The 11826-nt window shown below is 63.0% G+C and carries 10 protein-coding genes; 7 read left to right on the top strand and 3 right to left on the bottom strand.

The window, feature by feature from the left end; genetic code table 11:
- Nucleotides 1-60: 60 nt before the first annotated feature.
- The gene (locus tag HOP51_RS15665) at nt 61-1143 is read right to left on the bottom strand and encodes a CobW family GTP-binding protein (RefSeq protein ID WP_234274849.1); all 1083 of its coding nucleotides are present in this window, start codon (nt 1141-1143) and stop codon (nt 61-63) included.
- Between the two features lie 199 nt (nt 1144-1342).
- Here HOP51_RS15665 and aztC point away from each other — a divergent pair, with 199 nt between their 5' ends.
- Entirely contained in the window at nt 1343-2281 is a 939-nt protein-coding gene (gene aztC, locus HOP51_RS15660) for a zinc ABC transporter substrate-binding protein AztC (protein WP_234274848.1), read from the top strand.
- 52 nt (nt 2282-2333) lie between these two features.
- The gene (gene aztD / locus HOP51_RS15655; protein WP_234274847.1) at nt 2334-3635 is read left to right on the top strand and encodes a zinc metallochaperone AztD; all 1302 of its coding nucleotides are present in this window, start codon (nt 2334-2336) and stop codon (nt 3633-3635) included.
- Nucleotides 3636-3698: 63 nt separating this feature from the next.
- Here aztD and HOP51_RS15650 read toward each other — a convergent pair whose 3' ends face one another.
- Entirely contained in the window at nt 3699-4508 is an 810-nt protein-coding gene (locus tag HOP51_RS15650) for a sulfite exporter TauE/SafE family protein (protein WP_234274846.1), read from the bottom strand.
- A gap of 110 nt (nt 4509-4618) precedes the next feature.
- On the opposite strand from HOP51_RS15650, the gene HOP51_RS15645 reads away from it, so the two are divergent.
- Nucleotides 4619-5506 (top strand): AraC family transcriptional regulator, encoded by an 888-nt coding sequence (locus HOP51_RS15645; protein WP_234274845.1) that lies wholly within the window; start codon nt 4619-4621, stop codon nt 5504-5506.
- On the opposite strand, the gene HOP51_RS15640 is transcribed toward HOP51_RS15645, so the two are convergent.
- On the bottom strand, nt 5425-7599 hold the full coding sequence (locus tag HOP51_RS15640; RefSeq protein WP_234274844.1) for a TonB-dependent siderophore receptor: 2175 nt from the start codon (nt 7597-7599) through the stop codon (nt 5425-5427). The two genes, HOP51_RS15645 and HOP51_RS15640, sit on opposite strands and share 82 nt — an antisense overlap.
- A gap of 194 nt (nt 7600-7793) precedes the next feature.
- Here HOP51_RS15640 and HOP51_RS15635 point away from each other — a divergent pair, with 194 nt between their 5' ends.
- From HOP51_RS15635 to HOP51_RS15620, 4 genes are all read left to right on the top strand, one after another.
- On the top strand, nt 7794-8792 hold the full coding sequence (locus HOP51_RS15635; protein WP_234274843.1) for a GlxA family transcriptional regulator: 999 nt from the start codon (nt 7794-7796) through the stop codon (nt 8790-8792).
- Between the two features lie 152 nt (nt 8793-8944).
- Nucleotides 8945-9928, top strand: a complete 984-nt coding sequence (locus HOP51_RS15630; RefSeq protein ID WP_234274842.1) for a TRAP transporter substrate-binding protein — start codon at nt 8945-8947, stop codon at nt 9926-9928.
- Between the two features lie 60 nt (nt 9929-9988).
- On the top strand, nt 9989-10486 hold the full coding sequence (locus HOP51_RS15625) for a TRAP transporter small permease (RefSeq protein ID WP_234274841.1): 498 nt from the start codon (nt 9989-9991) through the stop codon (nt 10484-10486).
- A complete protein-coding gene (locus HOP51_RS15620; RefSeq protein WP_234274840.1) occupies nt 10483-11763 on the top strand; it encodes a TRAP transporter large permease in 1281 nt (426 codons plus the stop codon). Before HOP51_RS15625 ends, HOP51_RS15620 begins: the two co-directional genes overlap by 4 nt.
- Nucleotides 11764-11826: the final 63 nt, after the last annotated feature.

Below are 11826 nucleotides of genomic sequence, written 5' to 3'. Positions count from 1 at the left end.
GTTGAAGGTCGAATTGATACAACACAACAAAATTTGCCGAGGGGTCTTCCGCGCCAGACTTCAGGGCGCCTGGGCAGGCTGGAAGTAGTCGAACAGACGCGAGACTGCCTCCGGCGCCACGCCGGTCGTGATGAACACGAAGCGCGAGACGCCGTCAGCGCACGCCTCGACCGGCAGCGGCTCTGGCGGATGGAAGATATGCTGCACGCCATGCAGTGCGAGCGGCTGCTCTCGTCCAGCGACCTTCACGATGGCCTTCACCCGCAGGATTTTCTCGCCCAGCAATGACATCAGCAGGTCCAGCCAGTCCTCGAGGACTTCTGGCGCGATGGGCTCCTCCACGGTGAAGCAGAACGAGCGGACCTGTTCTCCATGACGGCTGAGAACCGGCCCGGATTGAGGCGACAGCATCGACACCAGCGAGCCGGGAGTCGCTTGTATCGTGTCCATAACAGGCGCGACCTGGGCATAGGAGGCCGCGCTCAACCAATGGTTCGCCTGCCGGCCCTGTGCCGAGAGGCCCTTCCCGGTGAGCTGTTCGGCCGCAATCTCGCCATGACTCACCTGCAATTGCTCGGCAGCCGGATTGATCCGGGCCAAATGGCTGGCAAGCCGTGACAGCCGCGCCCCATCCACTAGATCGGCCTTGGTGATCAACAGCCGGTCGGCGATGGCCGCCTGACGCTGTGACTCACGATGGGCATTGAGCGTCGAGATGCCGCTGGCGGCATCCACCAGGCAGATCACACCATCCAGCACCAAGCGATGTGCCAGCCAATAGTCGGTCATCAGGGTGTGAAGAATGGGGGCCGGATCGGCGAGCCCAGTGGTTTCGATGATGACGCGCGAAAAGGGCTCACCACCTGCGCGCTCTATCGCATCGAAAGTCCGCTGTATGGTGCGGCTCAGATCACCACGAATGGTGCAGCACAGGCAACCGCTGCTCATCTCCACCACGGTATGTTCATCACCTTCGGCTACCAGGCGGTGATCGAGCCCGATGTCGCCGAACTCGTTGATCACCACCAGCGCATCCTTCATGACGGGCTGTTGGACAAGACGATTGAGCAACGTGGTCTTGCCGCTACCGAGAAAGCCGGTCAGCACGGTAACGGGTATCAAGTCGTGGGTATCTGGACTCATGGGCAACACCGTATCGGGGGGGAGCGAACCAACGAGACCGCCCCACGTGGGATGCGATCGCGTTGTTCTCATACAAACAATGATATAACATAACAAATCTTGATTTGCGATGGTTGCCAACCACCGTGCCGTCCTTAGCACCTTGCTTTCAGTCGCTGACCCGAGACGACTCATAGTGCCGCTTGATGGAGGATTACGCATGTCCAGAGCGAGGAAGCTCGCCCTTGTTGCAGGCCTGACCCTACTGTGGCTTCAGCTACTTTTCACAGTGCAAGCCGAGGAGAGACTCAAGGTCGTGGCGACCTTCTCGATCATCGGCGACTTTGCCCAGCAGGTCGGCGGCGAGCGGATCGAGCTGCATACCATAGTAGGCCCAAATGCCGACGCACATGTCTACGAGCCCAGGCCCGCCGACGCCATGGCACTGGCCCGCGCCGATGTCGTGCTGACCAATGGCCTGATGTTCGAAGGCTTTCTCACGCGGCTCATCGAGGCAAGCGGCACCACGGGGAAAACCATCGCACTGACCGAGGGTGCCGACATCCTGCGCGACCCGGAGGGTGGTCATTATCACTTCTATGGCGATCACGCCGTCTTCCACGAAGCTCCCTTCGATCCCCATGCCTGGCAGTCGGTGGCCAACGCCAAGGTGTATGTAGAGAACATTGCCAGCGCCTTCTGCGAAGCGGACGAAAACGGCTGTCCTCTTTACACCCAGAATGCCATCGCCTACCTGGCGATACTGGATGACCTCCACAAGGAGGTCGGCCAGGCCATCGCCGCCATACCCGAGGGGCGTCGCGTGGCCGTGGTGTCACACCACGCCTTCCGCTACTTCGAAGACGAATACGGTGTGGTGTTCCTTGCTCCGCAGGGGCTTTCCACTGAGGCCGAAGCCACCGCCGCGGACGTTGCCAGCCTCATCGATGGCATTCGCGAACAGCGCGCCGCCGGAGTCTTCGCCGAGAACATCTCCAACCCGCGCCTGGTCGAGCAGATCGCCGACGAAGCCGGCCTGACTCTCGGCGGCACGCTCTACTCGGATGCGCTGTCCGCGCCGGACGGCCCTGCCTCCACCTACGTAGAGCTGATGCGCCACAACGCCACCACGCTCAGCAGAGTTCTGGCTTCCGATTAAAACCGTCGCCCCGTCAGCCTGCATTTCGTCACCCAAACCAAGGAGTTCAAGAATGGGAAGAAAACCACTTAGCCTCACCATCTCACTGCTGGTCGCCGGGCTAGCCTCCGGCAGCGCCCAAGCCCACGACGACGAAGCCACGGCCTGGCGGCTGTTCATCGCCGACCACAGCGAGCCGGTAGTCCACGTCTTCGATGCAGTGGAAGGCAAGCCATTGGCCTCGTTCGACATCCACGGCCCGGCATCGCTCTATCGCAGCCACAACGGCGAAGCCGTGTTTGCGGTGCAGGGCTCGTCCGATGTCGTCACGGCCATGGCCACGGGCATCGCCTTTCACGACCACGGCGACCACGCCGACATCGAGATCGGGGAGCCCCGGCTGACAGGCACCGAGATCGAGGGCGAATACCCGGTGCACTTCGTGGAGCACCAAGGCCACTGGGCCGCATTCTTCGACAAGGAAGGCGTCGCCAGAATCTTCCGCGAACGCGATGCGTTGGCGGGAAGCGTCGAGATTCGCGAAGTGGATGCCGGCGTCCCCCATCACGGCGTGGTCGTGCCCTATGGCGATTACGACCTCGTTTCCGAACCTCACCCCGAGGATCCTTCGAACCTGCCCATCGGCATCCGGGTGCAGGATCGTGACGGCAATCAGGTCGGCGACCTGGCCGAATGTCCCGACCTGCATGGCGAGGCCGCCACGGGCAATCTGATGGCCTTTGCCTGTGCCACGGGTCTGCTGATCGTGCGTTCCTCGGAGGGTGAGCCTGCCATTGAACATCTGCCCTATGCCGACACCCTCCCTGAAGGCAAGGCAACCACGCTGGTCGGCGGTCGCGGGCTGCAATATTTCTTGGGTAACTACGGTCCCAGTAGCGTCGTGCTGATCGACCCGAGCGAAGAGGAGGCCTTCCGCCTGATCCAGCTGCCCACCCGCCGCGTGCACTTCGCCGTCGACCCGATCCGCGCACGCTACGCCTACGTGTTCACCGAGGATGGCCAACTCCACCAGCTTGACGTGCTCGGGGGCGAAATCACCCAATCGCTGCGGCTCACCGGCCCCTACTCCATGGATGGCCACTGGAGGGATCCGCGTCCGCGTGTGACGGTAGCCGGTGAGAGCGTCGTCGTGACCGACCCGCTCGAAGGCAAGCTGCACCTGGTGGATGCGGCGAGCTTCGAGAAGACGGGTGAGCTGGAAGTCGAAGACACGCCTTTCAGCATCGTCGCCGTGGGCGGTACCGGTGTGGTGCATGACCATGATCATGGACATGGGCACGACCACGACCACGACCACGACCACGACCACGACCACGACCACGACCACGACCACGACCACGACCACAGCCATTGAAGGCTGCCTAGGGCGGGCCGGCAAGCGCCGGCCCGCTTTCCCTCTTGCTGAATGGCAGCATACCTATACCACCACCATCACTATCAGAGCGCAGGCCAGCAGGACGAGATAGGCCTTGGCGTGCAGGCGGTCCGGGATGCGGCCAATGAGGGGAGCTGCCAGCCTGATACCTAACCATGAGCCGATCACCAGAACCAGAAAAGCCCGCAGATCGATGTAGCCCGCGTGCCAAGGTCCCAGGGTCTCGCTCCTGTCCCAGGCCAGCAGCACATAGGTCGCCGTGCCGACCAGTGCCATCGGCAGCGTAAGGGGATTGGCCAGACCGGTCGCCTGCACCATGGTTGTGCCCCGGCGTCGCAACAACGGCACCGTCATGACACTCCCTCCAACGCCAAGAAAAGCCGCCACGCTACCTATCAGCAGACCCGCTCCAGCCGTCACGCCTCGCGACATGGCTCTGGCCCTACCGTTCTGGCCAGACAAGAACCCGGGCCGAAAGACACCATCGAGAATCGTGATCGCCAGATACATGACGAAGGCCCAGCGCACCCAGTCACCGCGCAGCGAGATAGCGGCAGAAGCACCGATGATGGCTCCCACGGCAACGTAACCGGCCAAGGGCCACAGCGGTCTCCATTCGAGCGCTCGGGCCCGATGGTGGCGCCACGTGGCCAACGAGGCGGCGATAACCATGACACCGGTTGAGGTCGCCACGGCGATCTGCATGGCTACCAGCCCAACGGGGCTGTCCGCACCATGGGCAGCGGTCAGCAAAGCGTACAGCAAGGGCACGACGACGAAGCCACCACCAAACCCGAACAGGATGGTAGTCACCCCCGCCAGCCCGCCGAACAGGAACAGCAAGAGATACATGAAGGAGCTCCCGGCAGAACGAACGAGAGCGCAGGATAAGCCGTGATGCCGCTGGCCAACTTTCGCGGATATGCCAATAATGCTCGTAAGTTGGCCACCATGGAGTCGCCATGCGCAACATTGCCCTGAGCAGCGTGGATGCCACACCCCGTGAAGTACTCGCCATTGGCACCGATTACCCGCACGGCACCCTGCTCGACACCCATACCCATCGGCGCGCCCAGTTTCTCTACGGCATGACGGGGCTGATGGAGGTCAGCACCAACGACGGCACCTGGGTCGTGCCACCCTACAGCGGAGTGTGGATTCCCGCCGAAAAACCGCATCGTGTGCGCATGCTGGGTGTCAGCACACGCAGCCTCTATATCGAACCACAGGCCGCACCGCGTCTCGTCCAGCACTGCGAGGTCCTGGTGGTAGGTCCACTGCTCCATCAGTTGCTGCTCGCTTCCGCCGAGGTGCCCGCCGGCTACGATGAAACCGGCCGCGACGGTGCCCTGATACGGCTCATTCTGCACGAGCTACGCGACGCAGCTACCCTGCCGCTCTTTGCCCCCTTGCCCTGCGATCCTGGGTTGGCACGACTGTGCACGATGTTTCTACAACAGCCGAGCATCCAGGCATCCTCCGCCGAATGGTCGCAACGTCTGAACAAGAGCCCGCGCAGCTTCTCCCGCTTTTTCAAACAGCAGACGGGGCTGTCATTCAGTGCCTGGCGCCAGCAGGCCTGTCTGCTGGCGGCACTGCCCAAGCTCACCGCGGGTGTCTCGATCACTGCCGTCGCTCTGGAGCTGGGCTACGACAGCCCCAGCGCCTTCTCCACCATGTTTCGCAAAGCACTAGGGCAGCCACCCTCCATATTCGTGGCCTCATCCCGCACGCCGATACCCAGCCAAGCGGTTAACGCCGCCAGCAATCAGAACGTCATGCCGAAGGTGGCGAAAACGCTGCGCGGCGCACCGGGGAAGGTGGGCACGAACGAGCCACCGGAATCGTAGTAGCGCTTGTCGCCTAGGTTCTGAACCATCAGTTGCACCCGGTAACGCTGCTGCTCACCGAAGCGATAGATCGCATTGGCATCCCAGCGCGTGTAGGAAGGCAGCTCGAAGCTGTTGGCGGTGTTGGCCTGGCGCGCTCCCACGTAGATGGCACCAAGGCCCACGCTGAGCCCCGAGGCCTGCCCGGCAAAATCGTAGGTGGACCATAAGCTGGCGGAGCTGCGCGGTGCATTGGCGATCAGATTGCCGACAAGCTCAGGATCGCTGTCCTCGCTGATCTCGGCCTTGAGCTCCGTATAGCTGGCCAGCAGCCGCCACTGCGACGTTACGGCGTAGGGTACGTCCAGTTCCCATCCGCGGCTGCGCTGCTCGCCAACCTGGATCACGTAATTGAAGTCGTCCGGGTCGGAGACCACACCGTTGCGACGGCGGAGGTCGAACAGCGCCAGGGTGGGCTCCAGGCGCCCATCGAGCAGGCTGAACTTGGCACCCACCTCGGTTTGCCGCCCTCTTGAGGGTGAGGGCAGGCTGCCTTCGCGCAGCATGCCGTTGAAGGGCTCGGTAAGGAAGGATTGCGCCCAGCTCGCGTACAGCGAGACCTCCTCGCTGGGTGTCCAGGTCAGGCCCACGCGCGGCGAGAACGCCTCGTCGGTGCGCGTCAGGCGCCCCTCCACCGGCAGGTACTCGGCCCGGGCGCCGCTGCGCGAACGGTCGAAGCGACCGCCCAGCAGCAGCCGCCAATGGCTGCCGAGCTGCAACTCGTCCTGCAGGTACAAGCCTACGTTGTGGCTGTCATAACTCGATGCATCGTAGGGCTCCAGCGGGCCGCCCGGCGCCTGGCCATGCACCGGGGCGTACAGGCTGATCGGCAGGTTGACCGGGAAGCCCCCTGGGCCGAGGAAAGCGTAGGCCTCGAAGTCCCACTCATCGTAGTTGTAGTCGGCGCCCAGCAGCACGCGGTGTTCCACTGCCCCCATGTCGAAACGGCGCGACACCTCCGCCATCAGCGAGGCGTCGGTCTGCTCGTCGACGCTGCGCTGTCGGCGACGATTGACCTGCGGGTCGTCCGTATCGGCGCCGCTGATCGGGTTGAAGCCGTAGGGATACCACAGCGCATCGGTGCGCGCCCACGACGCCTGCATCCCGCTGCGCAGCTCCCAGCCGTTCTCGAAACCATGCTCCAGCACCACGGAAGCCAGCGCACTCTCATTCTCCAGGCGGGTGTCGGGCTCGGCATAGTTGCGGTGAATCGGCACCTCGAGGAACAACGGACTATTGCCGAAACCCCGGTCGAATGCAGAATCGCGCCGCCCCAATTCCAGCTCAGCGGTCAGCGTGGTTTGTGGCGAAGGCTGCCACTGCACGACCGGCGAGATGAACTGGCTTTCGGCATTCACGAAGTCGCGAAAGCTGCGGTTGTCCTGCCACGCCCCCGTGACCCGGTAGCTGACGGTATCGCTCAATGGCCCCGTACTGTCGAAAGTACCTCGATAGAAGTCGTAACGACCGCCGGTCAGGTCTAAGCGCGTTTGTGCCTCCTCCTGGGGCTGCTTGGTCACCAGGTTGACCACCCCGCCTGGTTCGAAGCGCCCATACAGCGCCGAAGCAGGTCCCTTCAGTACCTCGATCTGCTCGATGTTCACCAACTCGTCGACCGGCGCGAATACGCTGCGGCGAAAACCGTTCTTCAGGTTCGCTGTGGTGGCAAAGCCGCGCAGGCGAAAGCGGTCATTACTGCCACCCCAGCCGACCTGCGGCGTAACGCCGGGCACGGTACGCACCGCCTCGCCGAAGGTAGTAACGCCACGATCCTCGATCAGCTCACGGGTCACGGTCTGGATGGAAAAAGGCGTTTCCTTGACCAGGGTATCGCTCTTGTTGGCCGTGGGTGCCACCACATCGCGATAGGCCCTCTCGCGCGTACCCAGGACCGTGATCTCTTCAAGCTCGTACTCGGAACCGCTCGCCAGTTCCTCGGCACCAAGGCCCGCTATGGGCAAGCCGGCCAAAAGCACACACGAGGCGATCAGGCAAACAGGACCAATGCGCGTGGCAACGGTGCCAGGGCGAAGGGAAGGTGGGGCTGTGTTCACGACGGTTCCTTGCGAAGGGAAGGTTATCAACAATGTTATGAGATAACATTACCACTACAATTCGCAAAAAACACGTTGCCCACCTATTCTCCCTTCCGCCTCATTGACGAACGGCACCGAGAGGCTCGAAGATCGCCGGGCAGCGGAGCATACTCTGTTGGCACGAATCGTCGCGCCATCGAGACGAGGCCTGAATGTCCCAGTCCCAACAACCGCCGCTGCGTGTCGGCTTCATCCTATTGCCCCTGTTCACGCTGAATGCCTTCGCCGGCTTCATTGATTCGCTACGCCTGGCCGCCGACAAGGGCGGACGCAGCCGGCAGATTCACTGCAGTTGGCAGATCATGGGCCCCGGGCCGGTTACGTCCAGTTGCGGCCTGGAGGCGACGCCGCAGACCTCCTATCACGATCCGAGCCACTTCACTCATATCGCCGTGTGCGGTGGCAACAACTACCTCGATCCGCATGAGGACAAGGCGCTCAGCGAGTATCTGAGGGAGGCCTGCAAGCAGGGTGTCAAGCTGGTCGGGGTCTGCACCGGGACCTTTGCCATCGCCCGCGCCGGACTGCTCAAGGGCCAGCGGGTATGCGTTCACTGGAACGTGATCAACGACTTCCGCCGCCAATTCCCCCAGATCGACGCCACGCCCGACCGGCTGTTTCTCGAATCGGTACGCGTCATCACCTGCGCTGGTTCATCGGGAGCCACCGACATGGCGCTACACCTGATACGTCGAGAATGCGGGCCGGACAAGGCCCAGCAGGCCATTCGCCACATGATTCTCAACGGGATGCGTACCTCCAACTCGCCGCAGACCCACTTCTTCGAGGCCATCCAGGACATACGCGACGAGCGGGTCAGGGTCGCCGTGTTGACCATGGAGCAGTCACTCAACACACGCCTGGACAGCCAGGCCCTGGCCGAGCGCATCAACCTCAGTCCGCGCCAGCTTGACAGGTTGTTCCAGCAGGAAATGGGCACCACGCCCATGCGTTACTTCAAGACCATGCGCCTGCGCTACGCCGAATGGTTGCTGCAACATACCGACGGCTCGATCGCAGAGATCGCCGCCGAGTGCGGCTTTTCCGATGCCTCCCACCTGGCGCGTGATTTTCAGGCCCACTACACCTACAGCCCCAGGCAGTCGCGCCGCAAGGGGCTACGCAACCAAGCGAGCGCCGAGGCCTCCTGAGCACAGCGACCCGAGCGGCGCATGTCCAATATCTCCCCTTTCTTGTCTGTTTTCTTCTATAAGCGGCCACCGCACGGCCCTACCCTAGAGACACGTGTTCGTTCACCCAGTGACACGACTCCCCTCTAAACAACAACCCATGGAGCGTCACCATGAAGTGCAAACTCCCGCGTCTCCTGACCGCCGTGGCAGTGGGCCTCGGCATTGCCGGTTCCGCGACGGCCGCCGAGCTTGAACTGCGCGCCGCCACGATCGGCAGCCAGCAGGGCATCCAGATGGCCGGCCTCAATGCGCTCGCCAGTCACGTGGCCGAAGCCACCGCAGAAGGCGTCGAAGTCCGGCTGTTCCACTCCGGCGCCCTGGGCGACCAGGTCAGCAACATCGAATCCCTGGACACCCGCACGCTCGATATCGCCACCATCGAAACGCCGATCACCACCATTGACGAGGACATGGGCATTCTCTCGCTGCCCTACCTGTTCCGCGATCGCGACCATGTCGCCAGTGTGCTCGGTGGCGAGATCGGCGATGCCCTGAAGCAGCGGCTGCAGGAGCAGGGTTACCGGGTCATCGGCTTCTACGAGGGCGGCTTCCGGCACATCACCAACAACCGCCGCGCCATCGAAACGCCGGACGACCTGAGCGGCCTGCGCATCCGCACCCCGGGCAGCCGCCAGCGGGTGGAGATGTTCAACGCCTACGGTGCCAACGCTTCGCCGCTGCCCTACCCGGAGCTCTACTCGGCGCTGCAGACCGGCGTCTTCGACGGCCAGGAGAACCCGCTGGTCGAGGTCGAGGCCAGCCGCTTCTACGAAGTGCAGGATTACCTCTCGCTTTCAGGTCACGTCTATACCGTGGGCTTCCTGCTGATGAACGAAGCGCGCTTCCAGGACCTTCCCGACGAGGTGCAGCAGGCGTTGCTGGAAGGCGGACCGAAGGCCTTCGACGCCACCGCCGACTTCGGCGAGCGTGCCGACCAGAGTGTCATCGACCTGGTCGAGCAGAACGGCATGCAGGTCAACGAAGTCGATCTCGATGCTTTCATCGAAGCGTCCCAGCCGCTGTGGGAACGCTTTACCCAGGACATGTCGGATGAAGCGCGCGAGCTGGTACAGCGCATCGCCGAGCATCCCTGAGCCTCACCGTGTCAGCCCGGCGGGCCGCCCCGGCCCGCCACTTCCCTGCAGGAGCCTCCCATGCTTGATCGTTTTTTCGAAGCGGTCGCGGCACTGCTGTTGTCTGCCATCACCCTGCTCGCCCTGGCGGCCGTGGTTGCGCGCTACCTACTCAATGCCTCGCTGTCCTGGAGCGCCGAGGTGCTGGTGGGTCTGCTGGTCTACGTGACCTTCTTTTGCGGTTACCTGGCGCTGCGCAAAGGGGCACATCTGCGTATCGACGTGGTGGCCGCCTGCCTTCCCGCCCGCGGCCAATGGATTCTGTTCTTCCTCAACCAGGCGCTCATCGGCGTGGTTTGCGTGGTCATGGTGGTGTGGGGGCTGGAACAGACCCTGACCTTCTCCCACCGCACCACCCTGATGTTGGGCGCCCCCCAGTGGCTGTTCTACGCCGCCGTGCCCATCTCCGGCGTGGGTATGTTGTTGGAACTGATTCGCCAGTGCATTGCCGCCGTCAAGGCCGAGGTACCTCCTTATGAAGCCGCCCGGCAAGCCGCGCTGGAGGAGAGTGCCTCATGATCCTGCTTGCCATCCTTCTCGCCCTGCTGGCCCTGATCGGCCTGGCCATGCCCATTGCCTTTGCGCTGACCCTGGTCTCGATCGCCGTCCTGGCCTTCTCCGGTGTCGATATGTTGGTCCTGGTGCAGCGCCTCTATCGTGGCACCGAGTCATTTCCATTGCTGGCGGTCCCACTGTTCATCCTGGCCGGACAGATCATGAATCACAGCGGCATCTCGGCGCGCCTGATCGATCTGGCCCGCGCCCTGGTCGGTGCCATTCGTGGCGGCCTGGCGGCGGTGAACATTCTGACCTCAATGTTCTTTGCCGGCATGAGCGGCACCTCGATGTCCGATACCGCGGCCGTGGGCGGCGTGATGATTCCACAAATGATCAAACGCGGTTACTCGGCACCCTTCACAGCCGCAGTAACGGCGTCGTCCTCCACCATCGGCATCATCATTCCGCCCAGTGTGCCCATGGTCCTGCTCAGCGCCTATATGGGTCTTTCGACCGGCGCGCTGTTCGCCGCCGGCCTGATCGCAGGTGCGCTCACCGCCCTCGGCCTGATTCTGATGGCTTGGTGGATCTCGGTGAAACGACAGTATCCCATCGAGTCCGCCTTCTCGCTGAGCGAGCTGGGTCGCACCTTCATCGGCGCCCTGCCAGCCCTGATGATGCCGATCATCATCCTGGGCGGCATCCTGGGCGGCATCTTTACGCCCACCGAAGCCTCTGCGGTAGCGGTCGCCTACGGCGTGCTGGCCGGCATGCTGCTCTACCGCTCGCTTTCGCTTCGCGCCCTCTATCTCGCGCTGGTGGAAAGTGCCGTGCTCACCGGGGCGGTGATGTTCGTGACCGCTGCGGCGCATACCCTGGGCTACACCTTCACCTACCAGAGCCTGGGTCAGTTGATTCTCGGCCCCATCGCGGCCCTCGACATGGGTCCGATCGGCTTCCTGCTGATCCTCAGCCTGGTACTGATCATTGCCGGCACCTTCCTCGATGGCATCGCCATGATGTTCATCGTGGTGCCGCTGTTCCTGCCCAGCGTGCAGCTGCTCGGCATCGATCCGCTGCAGTTCGCCATGGTGGTAATCCTGTGCTGGGGCATCGGCCAGCAAACACCACCCGTCGGCGCTGCGCTATTCATCACCAGTGTGATCTCCAGGGTTGATGTGATTCGCATCACCTACGCCAACTTGCCCTTCATCGCCGTAATGCTGTTCGTGTTGCTCGCCGTGATCGTCTGGCCGGAAGGCATCGTCATGAGCGTACCCCGCTGGCTCGGCCTCTAGCCGTGCACTGCGTACCCAATCCTCAACGCCAAAGCCAAAGCCAAAGCCAAAGCCACAGGAAGA

The organism is Billgrantia zhangzhouensis (genome assembly GCF_021404465.1).
Lineage (GTDB): Bacteria > Pseudomonadota > Gammaproteobacteria > Pseudomonadales > Halomonadaceae > Halomonas > Halomonas zhangzhouensis.
Note: the sequence above shows the minus strand (reverse complement) of the source record. Positions and strands in the feature narration are given on the sequence as shown.